We start from the raw sequence: 21,487 nt of genomic DNA, 5'->3' as shown, positions 1-21,487 counted from the left end.
GTTGGTAGCTGAGTTTAGGTTGTTGAGTCCCCATAAACTCTTAATCTGGCTCATGTTTTGATACCTAGACCGCAATTTCCACGTGTACTTCTGAAGTAAATAAGTTTAGTTACCTAACTCTAGGTGTTTTTGGAGCTGTTCTATTTCGTCCTTCCACTTGCCATGTAAATGAGGAGACTGTCGATTTGGGCGGCGTGCTAGGTCAGCCTCCATCAACTCTTCCAGTTCAATCAAGCGTTCAAGGGTTTCTTCCGCATCGTCGCTGCTCGGAATAGCGGTTTCTGCCAGTTCGACCAGTACACTTTCTTTCAACACGCTGGGATCAACTTGGGGCTTTGGCTCGGTGGCTGCGATCATAGAATAAGCTGCTTCAACGTCATTCACCTCTTGTAGTGCTCCATTTTGCACCACCCAAAAACGGTTGCATGTTGCTTCCACAAGATGTCTGTCGTGCGATACCAGGAGCAAGGCTCCATTGAACGATTGTAGTTGATTGGAGAGCTCGTTTCTTCCGTACAGGTCCAAATGGTTAGTTGGCTCATCCAGCATCAAGAGGTTTGATTTAGCCTGAGAGAGGGATGTGAGAAGCAATCGCGCTCGCTCACCTCCGCTTAATTGTGAAACTTTTTGCTGTAACTGACTGTATTTGAAACCGGCGCCAATAATGATCTTTTCACAATCCTCAGCACGCAGATCTACGCCAAGCGTTTCAGCTACTGTTACCATCCCTTCCACTAGGTTTGCATTATTGGGCAACTGCTGGAGTGTTTGATCGTAAAAGGCGATCTTGCATCTTGGATGTACCGCAACTTCCCCCGCTTCGCTCAAGCGCTTTTCCCAACAACAACGCAGTAGACTGGACTTACCCGAGCCATTGGCACCCATGACGGCGATCCGATCTCCAGGCCGAATAACCCTCTCTTCCACCCTGTATAAAATTACTGGGACACCTGCCGGCGTTATAGGGAGGTTTTTGAGCTGAACTAATCGGTCCGCTTGAATCTTCTCTCCGCCAATGGAGAGGTTCCAAGGGTAACCGTCCACGGCTTCGGTTTGGTCCTCTTTCATGTGGTCGACCAATTTCTCCATAGACTTGGCCTTGCGGGAAAGGCTTGGGTTATCAAATGTCTTGCCCCATTCAGCGATACGTTTTGCGCTGGCTTCCACCCGTTTGATTTCTTTGCTTTCTGCCTCGCGTTGGGAGATCCTGCCCTCGAGCAAAACCTGATGTACTTGCAATGCAGTGGTACAGGGTAAATTGAACGCCTGTAGTTTTCGGTCCTGTAGAACCCAAGTGTGGGTAGTGACAGCATCCAGCAGGTTCGCGTCATGGGAAATGATCAGAAAGCTTCCCTTCCACGACTTCAGGAAGTTCTCAAGCCAAATGATGGTTGGCAGGTCCAGGTGGTTGCTTGGCTCATCTAACAGCAAGAGGTTCGGTTCACTCATCAATGCTCGTGCAAGCATCAACCGGGTGACTTGCCCGCCACTTAAGTCTTTACAAAGCACTTGCGACTGATGCGGTTCAAACCCTATTTCCGGGAGTTTGATGTCCACCTTCCAGCTCATCCAATCGCGCTTATCTGCTGGTAGGGCTTCTCGAACAGCGTCCGCCAGACTCAATTCAATCAAGTGGTTGGGAAGGTGTTGTTCAACACACGAAACTATAGCAGCGCGAGAAACAGAAATGCTGCCTTCATTTGGCTGACTTCGACCTGCAAGAAGGTTTAGGAAAGTCGATTTACCACATCCATTATGTCCAACGAGACCGATGCGGTCACCGACATTCAAACCGCAGGAGAGGTCCTCAAATAGCTGTTGTTCTGGCGATTGCTGCGAAAGACCGCTCACGGTTATCAACGGCGTGCCACTGGATTTTGCCATCGAATATTCTCCCCCAATGTTCCGACATGAACAAAGACGACAGTTTAGAGAAAGATGGTCATGCATCCAAGAGTTGTCAGAACAAGGTGCACGAACAAAACAACAGCTTTTGGTAGAATAAGGGACTTTGCATCACACATCTTATTTGGATCTCGAGATCGGCCTATCTTCCGCATGACCATATGAACGCGTTTATATCTTGGCTTAAGATCGCGCAGTTCGGTATGCAAGGGCTTTGGTTTTCGCCGAGGCTAAGCCGCCTTTAAAGGTAACGCCAACACTAGAGGCCTTTGACTTGATTGTGTTTTCAAGAGGATTTACCGCGAAAACACTCAATCAAAAAGTCCATTGTCACGCGAATTAACGGCGAGCGACGCAAGTCTGGGTAGGTTATGATCCATAGGTCTCTTATTGGCGGAGGAACGTCAGTCTCTACTCTTGATAGCGCTGGATTCTTATCTCCAACAATGGTCGGCAGCACAGCAACCCCTGCACCAGCTTGAGCCGCCACCTCCTGCGCAAAAAGGTCACTTGCCTCTAAAGCAATGGAACGGCCCTTCAGTATGCCTTGTAACCACTGCTGTTGCGGCGCCTGATCCATACCACTGTCAAAGGCGATAAACTCCCAAGAATATGCGGGGCGAGCCATATATTCGGGTGTTGCGTATGCAGCAAAGCCTATTGCCGCGACTTTGCGGGTAATGGCGTCAGCTTCTTTGGGTTGGCTCAAGCGTAAAGCAATGTCTGCTTCTCCGCGGCCAACGTCTGCAAAATCGGGCGAGCTCAATAATGTGATTTTCAGCTCTGGGTAGCGTTGTCGGAGTGAGGCGAGCTGAGGCGCTATACAGCAAGCTGACAAAGCGGGCGGTACGCTGATGCGAACTGTACCTGACAATGATGTGGCTGCACCTTTTGCCAAGCGTTTGATCTCATGAGCCAACCCGTCAACATCCTCTGCTAGTGCAGATATGAGGCGGCCATTGTCGGTCAACGGGCAATGACGCGGAAGGCGATCGACGAGTTTGAGGTTAAGGGCCGTTTCTAGGGAGGAGACGCGACGACCAACAGTAGCATGATCCACACCTAGATCGCGGGCTGCGGCAGACAGGGAGCCCGAACGGGACAGTGCTAGAAAGAATTGGAGGTCCTGCCAATCAAACATATGTGCATTATTGCACATGAGCTGGGCAAATTACAGGAATTTTCTCTTCTTTTCAGATGTGTATTTTGGCAGAGCAAGTGTTTCAACTGGAGCTGGAAAATTGTCGTTATCTATTGAATTACAAACCGTTGGTGGCCCCGAAGTCTTTGCAACGGTGAACACTGTTGTGCCGGACCCCACCCCTGAGGAGGTTCAAGTTCGCCAGACCACAATTGGCGTTAATTACGTCGATATTTATCATCGCAAAGGCCTTTACCCTCTCCCTCAATTCGCTGCAGTGCTTGGTGTTGAAGGGGCTGGTGTCGTTGTAGCTGTGGGGACCAATGTTGCAAATTTCCATGTGGGACAACGGGTTGCTTATGCTGCTACCCCACCTGGAAGCTATGCTGAGACTAGAAACATTCCGCAAGGTTGCTTAATTGGGGTGCCAGATGACCTTTCGAACAGGTTGGTAGGCAGTAGTATGCTACGTGGGTTAACAGCCCAAATGATTTTACGCCGGGTTCATTCGGTTAGCGCAAAGGAGTTTGTCCTTGTGCATGCCGGAGCAGGTGGGTTAGGGCAATTGGTATCTCGGTGGGCGACGCAACTTGGGGCCATCGTTATTGCTACGGTTGGTTCTGAAAGAAAAATTGCGATCGCAAAAAATGCAGGCGCGAAGGCTGTTTTCCTTCACAGTGATCCAAACTGGGCGAAAAAAGTGATAGAGTTTACAGGAGGCCAAGGTGTTCACCTTGCCTGCGATGGCATTGGTGGAAATATGTTGAAGCAAACCATCGCCTGTATACGGCCGTTTGGAACTCTTGCAAATCTAGGCCAACCGGCCGGGGCGGTTCCTCCCCTCCACGTTGAAGAGATCGGGTCTATCAAGTTGAGCCAGCCGAGCGTGATTGCCTATATCAAGAACATTGCAGATTATAGGTTAGCAGCAACGGACTTGTTTTCTGCCTTGAGGTCGGGGCTCATTAACGCGATCGGAGCAGAGTATGCTCTCACGGATGCAGCGCTTGCACATACAGAATTGGAAGCAGGCAGAACAACTGGGAGTACTATTCTCTTGCCAACCTGAACCAAGGCTCGTTCCTATCTTAATAAAGCGCAAGCGCGTCTTCAAATAATGAATTCCATCGCATGGCCATAGTTATATTTTCTGCGGCTGAACCAGCTAAGGATCTCTGTCGACAAGCACATCTATCAAAAAGGGAAATCGCCGACGTTTCTTACAGCGCGGTTTTCTCTTATCCAGAGTTGTTCGAAAACCAGAGCCACCATCACTTCAGTCAGAGAGCATCAACGACAAACCAGCCTGCCGAACCGCATTGTTCTGACCATGCCCTATGTGTATTCATTGGTCTGAATGCCAGCAGCTCTGTTGTTAAGCCTCTAAGCGTTTGTGAGACTTATTGAGTGTTTTGGTCTCGCATCTCGTTATAGGCTTTTGTGAAGCCGGAAGTAGAGAAGTTGATGCCGACTTTTGTGCCAGCTTAGGACATAATCACAAATCGCCCTTGCTCTGTTACCGCCTTCATTGCTTTGGTGAAAGCGTCTTCCGTTTTACCTTCTATGACGCACCCGATTGCAGTGCAGCGGCTCATGCGTGCTACTGCCTGGTGGTCTCCAACATTTACACCGACACCTGGTCCCAATAGAAAATCGAGTGAGAGCACATATTATGCGATATCACTCTTGTCTTTTGAGTTATAGGTCATCATTTGAAGAATGTTCCGGCTACTTTCGAAATGCACTACGCGCTGCTTAATCTGACAGCTTAAGCTATTGATTGCCGGGTCATAACACACCAATACGCAGTCTCCGTGCTGATGAGTAGTCATTTTGGGGCTGCTAACCACTCCCGTAACATCATTTTGTGCGGGCTGGGCAAAACTCGATGTCGCGCTAACACAAGAAACAGCGAACACCGTTAGAGTTGCAGTTTTGAAGATAAGAAAATCTAGAATTTTCAGCTCGATACCTTGCTTACTGTTATGATGAGGGGATGGCTGTATCATCACACTCATATTAAGCGCTCGCAATATTCAAGATTTACAGGCAGACGAGAGCATGTCGCTCGTTATATGAGACGCTGCGTGTAATTTGGTCTAGGATAATTGTTACTGCACTCTTTAAAGGGTCATAAAATGACAGGGTCTGGAAAGATCAATTACATCGAACTGCCAGCCGCAGACTTAGAAGCTGTGAAGACTTTTTATGGCAACGCACTTGGGTGGAAATTCAAAGATTTTGGGCCTGAATATATCGCTTTCAACGATGGTGAGTTTGACGGTGGATTTTTTAAGTCAGCCCTCTCATCCTCCGCGGCAAGTGGCGCAGCACTTGTCGTTTTATATGCAAATGATCTGGAAAAATTACGAGAAACGCTAGTCTTACACGGTGCGAAAATTTGCCGTGAAATATTCTCGTTTCCTGGAGGGCGCCGCTTTCATTTTCTCGACCCAAACAACAATGAATTGGCGGTGTGGTCAGACAGTTAAACAAAGGACGGTCCCGTTTCCAAAATCATTTAGGCGGGTAATGTTATGTGACCTTCGCAAAGCGGTACCGCATAAATAGTCATGTTTAATTTGGGGGTTCACCCAACTTTGCGAATGCGCGTAGCTTCCAAGTGGAACTGCATCTCAGGAGATTCGCGTGCGCTTTGCTAAAGTTTCAAAAAGCAGTCACTTCCGCTCTTTCATTTCGTGTGGGGCTGGTGCCAGCTTTATAGCTACATTAGGGACACTGCTTGTTGCGTGCCAATCAAGTGATGTTGAACCTGATTTATCGACGGCACCGTCTGATGCATATGTTGTTTCCATTGAGACCAACCCATCCGGTGCCGAGTGCGTTTTGGATGGGTTTGCTGAGAATCTTCACGTTAAGAGTCCTGGGCAGCTTGTTATTCCGCAAGAGTACAAAGATGCTCAGATCGTTTGCACCAAAGAAGGTCATGAAGACGTGCGCGACGATTGGTTCCCTGGAGCTGGCGTGGAAATGCCGGCTATTCCTTGGGTGAGAACACTTCCCAAAAAACAATAGCCGGCATCAATTATCTTCTGTTGTATCTTGCAGGTTAAGCGTTGGCCTTAGCTGATAGACCAATGTTTGAAGCGGTTTCTTCAGCTCGTTGTAGCTTTGACCCGATGGTTACCAGCAGGAGCGCCACACTACCAAAAACGAAAAATGCGACTGATAGTGGTAACAAGGTTTGATCGTAGAAGCGCCCTACGATTACTGAGAGTATGAGCGCGATGAAGGTGGTTGAGGCACCAATCAGGGTTGCAGCCAATCCGGCTAAGTGACCAAGTGGCTCCATAGACATCGCGTTGAGGTTTCCATTCAACATTGGTTGGCAGAAAAGCGCGACTGAAAGATAACTCATGAACTGCCATAGGGTAGGCGTGGGGTTTACAAGGACTAGATAGAGAAGAAAGATAATGCTAGCCGCCAGCTGGACGCTAAGCGCCAGACGGCACATTTTCTGCAAGCCGATACGTCTTACGAGCCTGCCATTCACAATAGAGGCAATGCCAAAGACGATCGCAATGCCCGAAAAATAAAGTGGAAACGTTTCGTGGATGTTGTAAATATCTGCAAATATTGGCTGGGCCATGCTTAGATAGCTCATCATCGCACCGAAAATGAAGCCTGTTGCCGCCGTGTAAAACAGCGTTGCCCTGTGCTTTGTAACCTCTAAAACTCCAGCCCATAAAACACGGGGAGTTATCGTCCTGCGGTTTTCTGGCTTTAAGGTTTCTGGTTGTCGCAAAGCGAGCCAGATGCATCCAACAGATGCCATAATGAGCATGATGACAAAGATCGCACGCCACCCCGCTGCAAGCAGGATAGCCTGACCGAGCAAAGGTGCTAAGGTGGGTACAATAATAAATACAGCTGTAACGAATGATAGAATGCGCGCCATCTCAGCACCAGCATAGTTATCGCGAATAATCGCCATAACCACTGTGCGGTGCGCACTTGCGCCGATGCCCTGTAGCAGTCGACCAAAAATCATCATTGGCAAAGATGTTGCAGTCGCAGCAAGGATTGCGCCAATCGCAAACACCACAGAACCTGCATAGACGGCTGGTTTCCTTCCAAACCGATCAGAGACCGGACCAAAAATAAACTGCCCCAGGCTCAAACCCAGAAATAATGCAGAGATAATAAACTGGATATTATTGGGATTTTCGAGTTTCAGGTCTTTTGTAATGACAGAAAAAGCTGGCAGAACGGCGTCGATTGAAAGTGCTGTGAGGGATGTCAGCGAAGCCATAAGGGCGACAAATTCAACCGGTCCCAGGCTCGCACCTGCGGTTTTGGGAGTGTCCGACATTTCAATATATTCCTGTCTTGATCCTGATTTGGTTTAAAGCCCTTAGTTCAGGATCTGCCGTGATTTCGGCGTAGTCTGTGGGAGTGAGCTTTCTCTCCTAACAGCCAACATCGCTGAAATCAAGAAATGAGATAAATTCTAATAAAAGGCCATTTTGGCTATTTCGGTGCGATGAAGCGACCCTGTTGGTCCACGTCTGGGTAGCTTGCCCGTTCTTTAATTCGTTCAAGGGCTCAGGATTTATTTGCTTGGCGGAACGCAAGTATCCTATCTTGGGGGACCACACTTAGCAAATTTGTACCGGTGAATCTGTGCCACAATAAAACGTCGATCAACTCGTCTCTTTTGTAGTGCTTACTCACGGTTGCCATTGTGGTCAAAATTGAACCAAGAACGAACAGAGCAGTACCAGCATAGATGGTTGGTTTTCTGCCAAAACGGTCCGAGGCAGGACCAAGTATAAGCTGCCCAGGGCTCAGGCCGAGGAAAAATCCTGAAGTTATGAGCCCTATGTTTTGCGAACTTACAATATCCAGGTCTCGTCCGATGGCTGAAAGTGCAGGTAAAACAGCGTGGACCGAAAGTGCTTTAAGGCTTATCAAAGTTGATATCAGAGCTACAAATTCCAGCGTATCCTGGCTTTTTATTTCGGTTTCTCCCTAAGTTGGTTTCTTATCAGCTCCACTTTGAAAATCGGGTTAGCCTCTTAAGAATACACTAGGAAACTTGATGTTATTACTCTCATATATTTGGGGGGGCATCATGGTTTTTATTGAACGCTTTCGAGAGGCGCTCCTGCCGTTTGTGGTCGGCGGGCTGTCTGTTATTCTGTTGGCAGCGATTGTCTTTCGTATTCTTGGCGAGCAGCCGGAAAGCAATTCTTATGCGTTACTTGCAGAAGCCTTCTTGCAAGGCAGGTTCGATGCTACTCGTTGTTTTGACCTCGACTGCGCGCTGTTTGAAGAAAAAATCTTTGTTATCTTCCCGCCAGTCCCAGCCCTCATTGCGCTGCCATTCGTTGCAATTTTTGGTGCCAGTTTCCAGCATTTTATTGTGTTAGGCACGCTGTGCTTTACCGTTACCGCAGTCGTGTGGTGGCAGGTTTCTCGAGTTTACCAAACTGACAGACAGCTAGCAGCCTTATTGGTTCTCGCATTCTTATTTGCGACACCTCTGCAATATAGCGTGCTACGAGCAGATGGAATTTGGTTTTTTGCTCAGGCCGTTGCGGTGATGCTGACCTCACTTGCGCTTTGGTCCGCTCTGGTGAAAAAGAATGCCTGGCTGGTTGGTTTGTTCATCGGGCTTGCCTTTTTGAGCCGCCAGATGAGCATTCTTTATATGCCCTTTTTCTTTGTCTTGATGTCGTCACCAGATAGATCTGTCTTTGCTATCAATGTGGAGAGTTTCCGGCGATTTCTTAAACTGGCCGTATTTCCAGCCTGCGCCATTTTAGTATACTTTGCTTACAACTACGCGCGGTTCGGCGATCCGCTGCAAACAGGTTACGCCTACATTTTCCCGCCAGAATGGGAGGCTCTGAGAAAACCTTTGACGGCGTGGATTGAACACCGTGTGCAGGAGCTAGGGCTTTTCCATCGCGATTACTTTCTTTTTAATTTGGTTCACTTCTTTGTTCAGGGACCTGATGTAGAGTTTTCTGGGAGGTACCTGACACAGCTAAGCGGTTTTGGCGACAAAGGAATTGCGCTCTTTATCGGCGCTCCCTTCCTGTTTTACTTTTTCCTGGCCCAATGGAGCCGCGAGTATTTGTTTGCGGTTCTGACCATATTGCTTATCGCCGGTCTAACGCTTTTTTATCACTCAAACGGCTTTTCGCAATATTCTGTGCAACGCTACACCTTGGACTGGTTGCCGTTGATGATGTTGTTTGTTGTTAGGACGGTGAGGAGCGTTGATAAGGGGATATTTGCGTTGCTGGTTGCTCAGGCGTTGTTTTTAAGCGTTGTTATGCAAGTACTTGCCTTCGCCGTGAACGTTTGAGCTGTTATGTTGAATTTGCGCGGAAAGTGAGAAGTTTGTGCCCAAAATAATTGGTCAGAGCCCCTATGCCGATGGCAAGACCATGGGCGAGTGCTTGGGCCATGAAGAGTGGCAGAACTGTTTGGAAGCTCGCGCTGAGCCCAACTGACAGCCCGAGGACGACAGTTGCGGAAAACATGTTTACGCCGAGAAATATGAGTATTTGTCGTTTCACGCTTTCTGGTTTGGCAGCTCTGCTGAAAACAAAATGTTTGTACAGCGTGAAGCCGATGCTCATACCTAAAAAGTAGGCCAGTAGCACTGCTAACCAGAACGGCATGAAAACGGTTAGGCCGATCCTTAGTGCCCAGTTTACGAAGGCAGCAAATCCGCCTGCGAGCAGGAAGCGGACGACCTGCTTGAATTCTGGGGTGGTGTCATAAGAAACTTTGAGCGCGGCAAGTCGTGCAACAATCATTAGATTAGATAGCCTCCAAAGGATGCGCTTAGAAAGAGCAGGGTCAACACGCCGCCGAGGACTAAACTTTGTTTGTCCTTTAGGGCGAAGACGACAGGGTCGTCGTTGAGTTCCAATCGCTGGCACTTAAGCCACACCCTGCCAAGCCAGAGGAAGAGCACAGGCGGCATGCCCCATAAAAGAGCTGGAGCAGAGTAGAAGGCTGCATTGAATGCTTCATTCGTGAGGTAAAGGACCATCACCAATGTCGCCGCAAGGCCACTTGCGGTTCCCAGTGCGAGCAAGACCGGCAGGTCTATGTTGCGGTATCCGCGCCCTGATAGTTCGTGTCTGGTTCCTGTTTCTATATGGCGTGCCAATTCGGTGTGGCGTTTAGCCATAGACAGCGAGAGGAACAAGTACATCGAAAAAACAAACAGCCAGGGGGAGGGCGGCACACCAACAAGGGCTACGCCTATACCAAGGCGCATGGTGAAGAGAGCTGCTAAAATAGCTGTGTCGAGCAGAGGGAGCCGCTTGAAATAAAGGGAATACGAAACTGTCGTGACCAGATAGACAAAACAGCCAATTACCACCGCGACACCCAAAAATGCTGCAATTGTAAAACTGAGTGCAAGGCCAATTGGTATGGCGAGCAGGGCGTGGACAATTTTTAATTTTCCCGACGCTAACGGCCTGTTCTTCTTACTCCAGTGCTGCCGGTCTGCCTCCAGATCCCACAGGTCATTGAGCAGATACGTTGAAGACGCCAGAACCCCAAGGGCTATAAAGCCAAGCAATGCGCTGGCCCATGCAGAGGCGTTTAAAGCCTGTCCCCCCAGTATCATCGGCACAAAGACCAGTGTGTTCTTTGCCCATTGATGCAATCGCAGACTTTTTAAAAATGGCCGCCAAAATCCGTCTGGCCGGATAAAAGTCTTCTCAATGACCCCACATTTTGCGGCCTTTTGCCAAAAACTATTGGAGGGATGGACGATGAGCGACTGCACGGCGCTCCTAAAAACTGGGAGGTCAGATATACTGTCTCCCGCGTAGGCAAAGCCATCTGGAAACTTTTGCTTTAGTAAGGCAGCTTTGTTTTCGGCTTTTAGATTGATCTTGCCATCACTTGCGAGAATTTCTTCCACAAAACCGAGTCGTTTTGCTATCGCGATAGCGAGAATCTCGTCTGCGGCCGTTGCCATGTGCACTTTGCGGCCTTTTGCAGCTTCAGAGCGAGCATAAGCAACAACACTCTCGTTTAAAGGTAAATGATCAATCTTTAAATCTACATGGACCGCAAGCTGTTGTTTTACATAAGCCCTGCCCTTGAGGAGCCAATAGAAAACAATTAATAAATTCAATGGGTTTGCTTTGATGAACAGCACCAGAGCCTCATAGAAACAATCTGTTCTTATGAGCGTGTAGTCGACGTCCAAAACAAGCGGAATCTGTAGATCTGTATCCGCAGATGAATAAACTTCCTGTTGGTCTTCCATATTCCCCACCTGAAGACTCTGCCCTGCAAATAGTATGTGCCATTAATACCTAATCAATTACTCGATTTTTTGGTTAACGTGAGTTTTGAATGTTTCGGATAGTTTTCCTTGGAAAATTTATTAGGTAAAAAAACACCGTAAACACTTAGGAACGTAAGGATTGAGCAAGGTTGAAAGAGAATCATTGTACCGAAACCTACTTGGACAAAAGCCGCAGTGTGCCCGTCTAGCGAAGAATACAATTGAATAAGATAAAAACTACGTTAAGGTACGTACCGGGATATGCGTATATGCCAGCAGCGAGGGGAACTGAGCATAAAGCCACTCGTGGGGAGCTGCTAAAGTGCAAATAATTTCAATTTTGCGTTGCTCTCAGGAAAATATGCAATTTTTCGAGGTCACCTTATGATTGAGGTGAGCTCTAGACCCTATTGAGAATATGTATTCAAGTCGGCGCTGTTGGGGAACAGGCGACCGATGTAGTGAGGAGATTCCTAGATGAAATTCAGCAAAAGCTATCTTTTGGCGAGTGTAGTTGGCACCGCATTGCTTTCTACCTCTGCATTTGCTGCGGGCGTTCATCCAGAAACCGGCGAAAAACTCGCTGACGACCAGACATTTACATATCGCGTTCTTGATGAGCACTCTTCTGTTGATCCGGCTATTGTAGAGGACGTCTCTGGTTCTGAGCTCGTGCGCAACCTGTTTGAAGGTCTGTACAACCAGGACAACCTTGGCAATCTGGTTCCAGGTGTTGCTCTGAGCCATGCTGTTTCTGATGACAACCTGACTTATACTTTTAAGCTGCGTAACGATGCAAAATGGTCCGATGGCAAGCCTGTAACAGCAGGTGACTTCGTATATGGCTGGCAGCGCGCTGCTGACCCTGCGAATGCCTCACCATATGCTTGGTACATGGAGCTGATGTCGCTGGAAAATGCGAAGGAAGTTATTGCCGGGGATATGGAAGCCTCTGCGCTTGGTGTTAAAGCTCTCGATGACCATACATTGGAAGTTAAGCTGACTCAGCCACTGCCATACTTTGCATTGATGACCACACATGCGACCACATTCCCATCTCCAAAATGGGCTATTGAAGCGCATGGTACTGAGTGGACCAAGCCAGGAAACATCGTTTCCAACGGTGCATACCAAATGGTAAAGCACGTTCCGCAGGAAACTGTTAGTATGGAGCGTAATACCAACTACTGGGATAACGAAAGTACCATTATCGACAAGGTTGAAGCCCTTGTAATTAACGATGAAAACGTTGCTTTGACCCGTTACCTTGCAGGCGAGACTGACCGTACTGAAACGCCAGCTGGTCAGTTCCCGCGTCTCCTGAAAGAATACCCAGATCAAGCCGTGGTGTTCCCGCGTCTTTGTTCTTACTACTATACCTTCAACCAGTCTGCATCTGGACCTGAAAAGTTCCAAGATGCTCGGGTTCGTAAGGCACTGGCATACGCAATTGATCGTCGTGTAATCACCGACGCTGTTATACAGGGTGGCCAGTTCCCAGCCTACACCTTTACGCCTGCTGTAACTGCTGGCTTCGAAGTGCCTAAAGTAGATTATGCCGGGTGGTCGCAGCCTGAGCGTGATGCAAAAGCAAAAGAGCTTTTAGAAGCTGCGGGTTACACCAAGGACAATCCGCTCGAATTTGATATGGTCTACAACACCTCAGAGGCTCACAAGAAAGTCGCTATTGCGATGACCCAGATGTGGAAGCAAAAGCTAGGTGTTGAAGTTACCTTGAATAATATGGAATGGAAAACATTCCTGAATGAGCGCCGCAACGGGAACTTTGAACTTGCTCGTGGTGCATGGTGTGGTGACTACAACGAAGCATCAACCTTCTTGGACCTGATGGACACAAACTCCGGTTATAATGACGGCAAATTTACCAATGCTGAAGTTGATAAGCTGTTGGCAGATGCAAAATCCTCTGCACAACCACAGGGTAACTACACCCGTATTGAAGAGATCATGGCAGCTGAAATGCCTGTTATTCCGATCTATCACTACACCAACACGTACATGATGAATGCTCAGTTGAAGAACTGGCCAATCAAAAACGCTGAACAAAACTGGTATGCCAAGAACCTTTACAAGGTTGCTAAGTAATACCGCGATCAAGAACACCGGTGTCCATGACGCCGGTGTTCTTGCATCAATTTGTCGCTGAAAGACCCGTTCTTCATAAGAGACATTAATAACAATGCTCAGCTACATCCTAAGAAGAGTAGCCATCGCAATACCAACATTGCTGCTACTCATCATAATCTCCTTCTTGCTCATGCATGCGGCCCCCGGCGGCCCATTCACATCAGAGCGCCCCCTTCCACCTGCAGTACTGGCGAATATCGAGGCTAAGTATGGTCTGGATGAGCCAATTTACGTCCAGATAATCAACTATATTGGTGGAATTATTACGAGTTTCGACTTCGGCCCGTCCTTTAAATACAAGGACCGAAGTGTAAATGATATCATATCGACCGGCTTCCCGGTCACGCTGACCTACGGTTTTCTGTCATTCGCAGTTGCTGTTATTGTTGGAGGCGCGCTTGGTATCGCAGCAGCGCTCAAGCAAAACAGCTGGCTCGACTATTTCGCCGTAGGCATCTCGGTTGGTGCGCAGGTTCTCCCAAACTTCGTGATGGCGCCTCTTCTTGTGCTAGTCTTCACGTTATGGCTTGGTTGGCTTCCCGGTGGGGGCTGGAATGGTGGGCAATGGAACCACTTGATTTTGCCTGTGATTGCACTGTCGACCAGTTATATGGCCTCTATCGCACGACTGACCCGCTCTTCCATGCTGGAAGTTCTGCATACCAATTTCATTCGTACAGCCATGGCAAAAGGGCTGCCATACCGGGTGATCGTCTTTAAACACGCTCTCAAGCCAGCGCTGTTACCGGTCATGTCCTACCTCGGCCCTGCATTTGTTTCCATGATCACTGGTTCTGTGATCATTGATATGTACTTTTCAACGGGTGGTATTGGACAGTCCTACGTCAACTCTGCGCTCAACCGCGACTATGCCGTTATGATGGGCATCACCATTCTCATTGGCGGTCTCACCATTCTCTTCAACCTGATTGTCGACATCCTGTACGCATGGGTCGACCCTAAGATCAGATACTGAGGGCTGAGCACATGATGGTAGATGTTCAAAAAATGGAGCAGTTTGCAGAAAATCTTGCTGCTCAAGAAGAAGTTAAAGGCCGCTCGCTGCTGGCGGACGCAAGACGCCGTTTCTTTCATAACAAAGCCGCAGTTGTTAGTCTGATTGTCCTAAGCCTTGTTGTTGTCTTTTCGGTTTTTGGTCGGACCATAGCCGTGTGGTCTAACGAGGAAATTGACTGGGGAATTCTGGGTCAAATTGCCGAGTTGGGCGCGCCAAACATCGAGAATGGTCACTTTTTTGGGGCTGATCAACTCGGTAGGGATCTATACTCCCGCGTTATTCAAGGTACACAGGTCTCCTTGATGGTTGGCGTCGTTGGTGCGTTGATCGCTGTGATCGTGGGAACACTTTATGGTGCGATTGCGGGCTATACCGGCGGTAAAGTCGATAATGTGATGATGCGCTTTGTAGATATCATCCAATCTATCCCTTACATGTTCGTTTTAATCCTGCTTCTGGTGGTGTTCGGGCGTTCATTATTTATGTTGTTCGTGGGTATTGGATTGATATCATGGCTCGACATGTCGCGTATCGCACGAGGCCAAACGCTTTCACTGAAAAACAAAGAGTTTGTCGAAGCGGCGATTGCCACGGGTGTTAAACCATTGACGATCATCCTGCGCCACATCGTGCCGAACCTGTTGGGTGTCGTGGTTGTGTACGCAACGCTTCTTGTTCCGCAGATGATCCTCACGGAAAGCTTCATCTCTTTCCTCGGCCTTGGTGTTCAAGAACCCAACACAAGTTGGGGGGCGCTCATCAATGAAGGGGCGGGAAACATGCAGTACGGCACTTTATGGCAGCTTGTGTTCCCGATGTTCTTTTTCATCATAACTCTGTTCAGCTTTTTCTTTATCGGCGACGGTCTGCGTGATGCACTCGATCCTAAAGAACGGTAGGAGGTGATATCGTGGCACTCTTAGATATCCAAAATCTGCGGATCACCTACGACACACCAGAAGGTGTTGTTGAGGCCGTAAAAGATGTGAGCCTAACAGTTGATAAGGGCGAAACGCTTGCAATTGTTGGTGAGTCAGGTTCGGGCAAAAGCCAGACGGCGTTTGCAACCATGGGCTTGCTTCCTCACAATGCAAAGGTTTCCGGCTCAATCAAATATCAGGGCCAGGAAGTTATCGGGCTTTCTCAAAATGAAATGAATAAGCTGCGTTCCAATGAAATCGCGATGATCTTTCAAGATCCGATGACGTCATTGAACCCGTACTTGCGCATTTCAGATCAGATGGCGGAAACGCTCATTTACAATGCGCCTGACGGCAAACGCATGAAGAAAAAGGATGCGATTGCCGAATGTGTACGGATGCTGGAATCTGTTAAGATTCCAGATGCAAAAGACCGCATTCACCTATACCCGCACGAGTTTTCTGGTGGAATGCGGCAACGCGTTATGATTGCAATGTCATTGCTATGTCGGCCAAAGCTCTTGATCGCTGATGAGCCGACGACCGCTTTGGACGTAACCGTGCAGGCTCGCATTATGGACCTGCTGGTGGAACTTCAAGAAGAATTCCACATGGCAATTGTTTTGATCACTCATAACCTTGGCATCGTTGCAGGTTCTTGTGAGCGTACAATGGTGATGTACCAAGGCGAAGTGATGGAGCAGGGCCTGACAACAGACATCTTCGGTAGCCCAACTCACCCATATACAAAGGGCCTGCTCAGCGCGGTTCCGCGTTTGGATCAGGATGAAGAGCGTTTGATGACACTCGACCGCAGCTTTGAAGCCCAGATGGCGGAGGAACAGCTTTGAGTAAGAGCGAGCCAATCCTATCCGTCCGCGATATGCGGGTGGAATTCCAGATCAAAAAACAAAATGCCCTTCCCTGGCACAAACCAGATATCCTGCGCGCTGTGAAAGGTGTTTCATTCGACCTTGCTGAGGGCGAAACACTAGGCATCGTCGGTGAATCTGGCTGCGGTAAGTCTACCCTTGCACGTGCTATCATCCGAATGATCCCGGCGCAGGCTGGCGAGGTCATTTGGCAGGGCCGTGATTTGATGAAGATGAATCCAAAGGAGCTTTTGGGAATCCGCAAGGAAATCCAGATGATCTTCCAGGATCCGCTTGCATCCTTGAACCCGCGCCTCACAGCGGGCCAGATTATCGCGGAGCCTTTGAAGACGCATTTTCCGAAAACGTCCAAGGATGAAACTAAAAAACGTGTACGCGAACTCATGGAGAAGGTTGGTCTATCTGCGAGAATGATCAACCGTTACCCTCACGAATTCTCTGGCGGGCAGTGTCAGCGTATCGGGATCGCCCGTGCTTTGATCACCAATCCAAAGATGATCATTTGTGACGAACCAGTTTCGGCACTGGATGTGTCCGTTCAGGCGCAGGTGGTGAACCTGCTGATGGATCTCCAAAAAGAACTGGGTCTTTCCTTGTTGTTCATTGCGCATGATCTGAGTGTTGTGAAGCATATCAGCAACCGCATCATGGTTCTGGAGTTTGGTGATATCGCGGAGTTGGGGGATGCGCATGATGTTATTCATAATCCGCAAAGCCCGTACACCCGTGAGCTTATCAACGCCGTGCCAACGCCGGACCCAATCGTGGAGCGCCAGCGCATTGCCGAGCGCCGCGCACTGGCTGCGGGTACGTAAACAAGCCTATCAGAATGGGTGGGACGAAAAGTGGCGGAGCCTTTGCTCCGCCACTTTTTTGCTTTGCATTTAAGCTTGATCACTGTAACAGTGAGAGCCTCATTACGCTCTGCTTCTCAAGGCCATTATTATGACTACAGCACATACGGGCTCGTGCCTCTGTGGAACCGTTCAATTTGAAGTTCAAGGCACATTCAAAAAGTTCTTCTTTTGCCATTGCAGTCATTGCCGAAAAGGCAGCGGGTCTGCTCATGGCTCAAATCTATTTTCGTTTGACGCTGAGTTCTCCTTTAGCAGAGGCGCGGGAGCAGTTAAGTCCTACAACGTTCCTTCTACCCAGCACAAACGCAGTTTTTGTGAAAGTTGTGGTTCTCCAGTTCCCACTTACGACCATGAAAATAGCTTTCTTGTTGTGCCAGCCGGCTCCCTGGATACACCTGTAAAAACGGAGCCTTCAGCGCATATTTTTCATGCAAGCAGGGCAAACTGGGATGACAAGTTAGAAGCTGCACCGCACTTCGATGAATTGCCAGAAAAGGTATAAAGAGGTTCGTCCTTATGCCTCTTCCACCGTTGGTTCGCTTCGCAGGCCTTTCTGTCTCCAATCAAGCCAGAACTTGAGAACCAACCCTACGAGTAGCCCCCAAAATGCCGCGCCGATCCCGAAAAATGACAAGCCGGATGCTGTAATCAGGAAGGTTAGAATAGCAGGTTCGCGGCCCTTTTCCTCTTTCAGCATTCCTTGAACGGAAGTTGTTAAAGTCGCGATCAATGCTAGTCCTGCAACGCTTCCGATAAGTATGCGTGGTGCCAGCTCGACCAAGCCGACTAAACCGGCGGCAAATACTCCGAAAATAACGCAGACGATGCCCGCCACCACAGCAGCCCAATATCGCTTGGATGGCTCTTTGTGTGCGTCTTCATTTGCGCATATTGCGGCGGTGATCGCGGCGAGGCATACCCCATGCCCACCGAATACCGCGCTCAGTGTAGACGCTATTCCAGTCCAGCTGAATAATGGGCCAGGTGTTGGCTGATACCCGAATGAACGCAGGATTGAGATACCCGGGATGTTCTGGGAGGCCATGGTCACGATATAGATTGGAATCCCTATTCCGATTAAAGCACTCAAAGAGAAAACAGGCATTACAAATACCGGTGCTTGCACCGCCGCAAGTGATGTAAGTTCGGACAGATCTGCTTGGAAATATAGAACGACAAAAAAGCACAGGAGGGCGGCAGGCACGGCAAAAAGACGGCTGATCTGGCCAATAACAAACCAAGTCAAAACGATCGGAAGAGCAAGGGCAGGGAGTTGTGTAACAGCTTCAAACGGGATCAAACATAACGGCAGAATGACACCGGCGAGCATGGCTTGTGCAAGAGTGACTGGAATCAGCTCAACAAAACGTCCAAGAGGTCTCCAGAGACCGGTGATGACGACCAAAACACTGGCAAATATGAAGGCTCCGACGGCGGCGGAAAACCCTTGCTCAGGAATGCCTGAAGTCGCCAGAAGTGCCGCACTCGGCGTTGACCATGCAACGGTGATTGGCATGCGCTTCCATAAGCTGAAAAGGATACTGCATAAACCCATAGCAATTGCAAGCGCCATAAGGCCGGATGTCGCTTGCTCAGGCGTAGCCCCTACAGCACTTAGCCCATGCAAAACGATTGCAAATGAGCTGGCAAACCCAACGAACGCGGACAGGATTCCAGCACTGGTAGCGCTGGCTGAAAATGATGAGTGCATTTGCGCCCTTCGGTAATTTTTTTGGTATGAACCACTCTCGATCGTGGAACAGAGAGCTGGTTTAATGCATGAGGTAATATGACCACAATGCTATCAGCACAGGTACGGTGAGCAAGGGCTCAACCGACTTAATAATGTGAATTATCCTCAATAAAACTCGCCGTGCTTTTCAATTTCCGGTGGGTTTAATTAAACCCCGGAAAGGGTTCGGTTCTCACGCCCCTGATACTTGGCATTGTTTTGGAAAAAATCGAGGCATGGGCCTAAGGTGTTGGATGTGTTGCCACTCGCAAGCAAGCTTCGGTTTTGTAGCTGACGGGCAAGTAGGCCTGTGAAATGAGCCGCGGCTAGACTGGCTCCGCGAATTGCATCGCCCTTGGTACCTGAATGTGCACCAAATTTTGCATGTGGGAGATTAAGGTTGGACCAGTCGTCCCCTCCACACCTAGCATCGCCCTGTACGGATATAACACATGGAAGCGCAGCTGGGAACACAGGCCCCCCTTGTGCAACAGCTGATGCCACGACACTACATCCACTATTTTGCAATGCCTTAACGGTGGTAGAGAGCGAGAACGTGTTTTGGGTCAGACCTAAGGAACAGTGAACGAGGTCTATGTTGTCATCTGATGCGAGGCGGAGTGCAGCGAGGACATGGTCATGAGTGGTGGTCAGCTTTTCGGAAAAAACAACATAATTGACCAGCTCGATTGAAGCTTGATGCACGGTTATTGCATCACCCATAGACATTGCATGTTGACGCGCTGGGGTGTCTTGACAATGCTCTGAGGTTGACTTGAAATTGGCTGATTGATCGCGTTGTGAAACCCAAACCTGCTTACGTAGCCCTGGATAACTCTCTGGTAACGGCCCATCAATAAGCGCAATTCTTAGTTTTTTCATATCACTTTCCCGTCCAGAACCGGCACCCTAATTTGCAACCTCCAAGGCACGGTGTTCAGGTAGCTCAATCACCATATCGAACGCACCATGTGCGTCAGCCATGCCATGAGTAGTGATGATGCGGGTCGTATGGCACCACTTTGCATCAATGATCTTGATAATCCGGCCAACTTGTTCAGGATCGACTTCAGACAGAGCTTCATCAAGTATAAGCACACTGAATTTGGTCAAAAGCGCCCGCGCCAGACAAAGGCGTTGACGTTCGCCGCCAGAAAGCGTGAGGCCAGTTTCGCCGATCATCACGTCCAGACAAGAGTGAATACATTCGCCTTTGCGCTGCCGACCTGTGAAGCGTTGGAGAAGCCCAACCAATTCCAGACACTTGATTTGCTCCGTCTCTGAGCTTTCGGTGTTGATCAGCGTGAGGTTTTCTCGAACTGTGCCGCGAATTAAAAATGGGACTTGCGGAACAAAGGCGACGTCCCTCCTAAGCTCTTCAAGAGACCAATCCTCAAGTTTCATTCCGTGCAAGCGTACAACTCCCTTTAAGGTGGGTGTTGGAAACCTGAAATTCGATAGAAAACGGGTTTTTCCGCACCCACTTGGGCCAGCCAGACGAATTTTTGCGGCCTCTGGAAGATCAAGGACGGAACTCTCACCATCTATATTGCTCAGGTTGAGAGGGGGGTGGTTTTGGTGTGTTTCCTGCACGAGTTCGTTTAGTCGCGACAAGGATGCCTTTGCGCGAGCTTGTGCATGCCATAGACCAAGCAGGGACTGCATTGGTCCCGTCATAAAACCGAGATAACTCAAAAATGCGATGAGTGATCCTAGAGGCCAACGACCATCAAGAACCATCAGCCCCCCAATCAGGAATATAGCTGCACGCATGACTGCGGAAAGGGCCTGCGGTATCGCCCGGGTAAATTCGCCCCATCTTTGGGCCGATAACAGGTCACGGTTGAGGCCGGTTTGATCACGCAAGATGGCCTCGTTAGATGCGCCTTCAGCACCGATCATTCTGATTGTGACGAGGCCGTGAAGCATCTCAGCAAGGCGGGAGGCAAATTTTCCCTTTTGAGTTCGTACTGCTCGTGCGTGATTTTCTGTCTTCGGGCGTGCCCATGCCAGAAATGCACCTTCGATCGGTGCCAATACCATAGCAATTAATCCCAGTTGCCAGTTCAAGACCATGAGCATCGCTACTCCGCCAATGAGGCGGAACATCGAGGAAAGACCAGTAAGTAAGGCATTGAAAGCAAACTGCTGTACTTCTCCTGCATCACCATCAAGCCTGCTTAACAGATCACCAGTCTGCTGGTTTGACCGCCAGCCTGGATGCGATTTCAAGACTGTGTGCACAAGCCAACCTCGCAATTGCGCAAGCATCGAGACAGAATAATGCATATGGATCAGGCTATTAACTGCACCTAACGCGAGTGCAAGCATACCAAGACCAAGAAGTGCAAGTGACCAGGTGATTAGAGCTGACCTGTCGCCCGCCATTAGGCCATCATCAATTACCAGCTTAGTCAGGTAAGGAGGGGTCAGGGCGAGGATCGATGAGAACATCCCCAACCCGATGAGGAACAAAAGTTTCAGCCGAAATGGCGCAATAATTGGCTCAAGCCAGTGCGATGCCTGAGTGCCAAACACGAGTTGGCAAAGTCGTTGGAAAGGGCTTATAGGCTGATCAGG

Annotated in this window: 20 protein-coding genes; 10 read left to right on the top strand and 10 right to left on the bottom strand. The window is 49.0% G+C overall.

Annotated elements, in window-relative coordinates:
- Window positions 1-105: 105 nt before the first annotated feature.
- Together BMZ51_RS17775 and BMZ51_RS17770 are read right to left on the bottom strand one after the other, a co-directional pair.
- Complete coding sequence (locus BMZ51_RS17775; RefSeq protein WP_068004831.1) at window positions 106-1,884, bottom strand: ABC-F family ATP-binding cassette domain-containing protein; 1,779 nt, start codon at window positions 1,882-1,884, stop codon at window positions 106-108.
- Between the two features lie 307 nt (window positions 1,885-2,191).
- A complete protein-coding gene (locus BMZ51_RS17770) occupies window positions 2,192-3,046 on the bottom strand; it encodes a LysR family transcriptional regulator (RefSeq protein ID WP_068004893.1) in 855 nt (284 codons plus the stop codon).
- A 100-nt stretch (window positions 3,047-3,146) separates the two neighbouring features.
- On the opposite strand from BMZ51_RS17770, the gene BMZ51_RS17765 reads away from it, so the two are divergent.
- On the top strand, window positions 3,147-4,115 hold the full coding sequence (locus BMZ51_RS17765; RefSeq protein WP_068004894.1) for a quinone oxidoreductase family protein: 969 nt from the start codon (window positions 3,147-3,149) through the stop codon (window positions 4,113-4,115).
- Window positions 4,116-4,530: 415 nt separating this feature from the next.
- On the opposite strand, the gene BMZ51_RS24350 is transcribed toward BMZ51_RS17765, so the two are convergent.
- Window positions 4,531-4,713, bottom strand: a complete 183-nt coding sequence (locus tag BMZ51_RS24350; RefSeq protein WP_208979564.1) for an invasion associated locus B family protein — start codon at window positions 4,711-4,713, stop codon at window positions 4,531-4,533.
- A 471-nt stretch (window positions 4,714-5,184) separates the two neighbouring features.
- Here BMZ51_RS24350 and BMZ51_RS17755 point away from each other — a divergent pair, with 471 nt between their 5' ends.
- Window positions 5,185-5,538: a VOC family protein gene (locus tag BMZ51_RS17755; RefSeq protein WP_068004833.1), complete on the top strand. Its 354-nt coding sequence runs from the start codon at window positions 5,185-5,187 to the stop codon at window positions 5,536-5,538.
- Between the two features lie 157 nt (window positions 5,539-5,695).
- A complete protein-coding gene (locus tag BMZ51_RS17750; protein WP_068004834.1) occupies window positions 5,696-6,082 on the top strand; it encodes a hypothetical protein in 387 nt (128 codons plus the stop codon).
- Window positions 6,083-6,116: 34 nt separating this feature from the next.
- Here the strand turns inward: BMZ51_RS17750 and BMZ51_RS17745 are convergent, their stop codons facing one another.
- Together BMZ51_RS17745 and BMZ51_RS24775 are read right to left on the bottom strand one after the other, a co-directional pair.
- Window positions 6,117-7,379, bottom strand: a complete 1,263-nt coding sequence (locus tag BMZ51_RS17745) for a multidrug effflux MFS transporter (RefSeq protein WP_068004835.1) — start codon at window positions 7,377-7,379, stop codon at window positions 6,117-6,119.
- Between the two features lie 233 nt (window positions 7,380-7,612).
- Entirely contained in the window at window positions 7,613-7,981 is a 369-nt protein-coding gene (locus BMZ51_RS24775) for an MFS transporter (protein WP_074882211.1), read from the bottom strand.
- A gap of 160 nt (window positions 7,982-8,141) precedes the next feature.
- Between BMZ51_RS24775 and BMZ51_RS17735 the strand changes: the two genes are divergently transcribed.
- Entirely contained in the window at window positions 8,142-9,383 is a 1,242-nt protein-coding gene (locus BMZ51_RS17735; protein ID WP_068004837.1) for a glycosyltransferase family 39 protein, read from the top strand.
- 4 nt (window positions 9,384-9,387) lie between these two features.
- On the opposite strand, the gene BMZ51_RS17730 is transcribed toward BMZ51_RS17735, so the two are convergent.
- Together BMZ51_RS17730 and BMZ51_RS17725 are read right to left on the bottom strand one after the other, a co-directional pair.
- The gene (locus BMZ51_RS17730) at window positions 9,388-9,840 is read right to left on the bottom strand and encodes a GtrA family protein (RefSeq protein WP_068004840.1); all 453 of its coding nucleotides are present in this window, start codon (window positions 9,838-9,840) and stop codon (window positions 9,388-9,390) included.
- The gene (locus BMZ51_RS17725; protein ID WP_074882209.1) at window positions 9,840-11,318 is read right to left on the bottom strand and encodes a UbiA family prenyltransferase; all 1,479 of its coding nucleotides are present in this window, start codon (window positions 11,316-11,318) and stop codon (window positions 9,840-9,842) included. The genes BMZ51_RS17730 and BMZ51_RS17725 overlap by 1 nt, the downstream gene beginning before the upstream one ends.
- A gap of 498 nt (window positions 11,319-11,816) precedes the next feature.
- Here BMZ51_RS17725 and BMZ51_RS17720 point away from each other — a divergent pair, with 498 nt between their 5' ends.
- From BMZ51_RS17720 to BMZ51_RS17695, 6 genes are all read left to right on the top strand, one after another.
- Entirely contained in the window at window positions 11,817-13,445 is a 1,629-nt protein-coding gene (locus tag BMZ51_RS17720; RefSeq protein ID WP_068004841.1) for a peptide ABC transporter substrate-binding protein, read from the top strand.
- A gap of 94 nt (window positions 13,446-13,539) precedes the next feature.
- Entirely contained in the window at window positions 13,540-14,463 is a 924-nt protein-coding gene (gene oppB / locus BMZ51_RS17715; protein ID WP_068004848.1) for an oligopeptide ABC transporter permease OppB, read from the top strand.
- An 11-nt stretch (window positions 14,464-14,474) separates the two neighbouring features.
- The gene (locus tag BMZ51_RS17710; RefSeq protein ID WP_175485045.1) at window positions 14,475-15,404 is read left to right on the top strand and encodes an ABC transporter permease subunit; all 930 of its coding nucleotides are present in this window, start codon (window positions 14,475-14,477) and stop codon (window positions 15,402-15,404) included.
- An 11-nt stretch (window positions 15,405-15,415) separates the two neighbouring features.
- The gene (locus BMZ51_RS17705) at window positions 15,416-16,276 is read left to right on the top strand and encodes an ATP-binding cassette domain-containing protein (protein ID WP_068004850.1); all 861 of its coding nucleotides are present in this window, start codon (window positions 15,416-15,418) and stop codon (window positions 16,274-16,276) included.
- Window positions 16,273-17,133, top strand: coding sequence for an ATP-binding cassette domain-containing protein (locus BMZ51_RS17700; RefSeq protein ID WP_068004852.1), 861 nt, complete (start codon window positions 16,273-16,275; stop codon window positions 17,131-17,133). Before BMZ51_RS17705 ends, BMZ51_RS17700 begins: the two co-directional genes overlap by 4 nt.
- A gap of 130 nt (window positions 17,134-17,263) precedes the next feature.
- Complete coding sequence (locus tag BMZ51_RS17695) at window positions 17,264-17,677, top strand: GFA family protein (RefSeq protein WP_068004854.1); 414 nt, start codon at window positions 17,264-17,266, stop codon at window positions 17,675-17,677.
- A 12-nt stretch (window positions 17,678-17,689) separates the two neighbouring features.
- Here BMZ51_RS17695 and BMZ51_RS17690 read toward each other — a convergent pair whose 3' ends face one another.
- The 3 genes from BMZ51_RS17690 to BMZ51_RS17680 all read right to left on the bottom strand — a co-directional run bounded on the left by BMZ51_RS17690 (window position 17,690) and on the right by BMZ51_RS17680 (window position 21,445).
- Window positions 17,690-18,886, bottom strand: coding sequence for a benzoate/H(+) symporter BenE family transporter (locus tag BMZ51_RS17690; RefSeq protein WP_068004856.1), 1,197 nt, complete (start codon window positions 18,884-18,886; stop codon window positions 17,690-17,692).
- A 189-nt stretch (window positions 18,887-19,075) separates the two neighbouring features.
- A complete protein-coding gene (locus BMZ51_RS17685) occupies window positions 19,076-19,789 on the bottom strand; it encodes a S8/S53 family peptidase (RefSeq protein WP_068004858.1) in 714 nt (237 codons plus the stop codon).
- A gap of 27 nt (window positions 19,790-19,816) precedes the next feature.
- Window positions 19,817-21,445 (bottom strand): ABC transporter ATP-binding protein, encoded by a 1,629-nt coding sequence (locus BMZ51_RS17680; protein WP_161941211.1) that lies wholly within the window; start codon window positions 21,443-21,445, stop codon window positions 19,817-19,819.
- Between the last annotated feature and the right edge of the window lie 42 nt (window positions 21,446-21,487).

This window comes from Pseudovibrio axinellae, assembly GCF_900110875.1.
Classification (GTDB): Bacteria; Pseudomonadota; Alphaproteobacteria; order Rhizobiales; family Stappiaceae; genus Pseudovibrio; species Pseudovibrio axinellae.
This window is presented reverse-complemented; position numbering and strand designations above follow the sequence as displayed.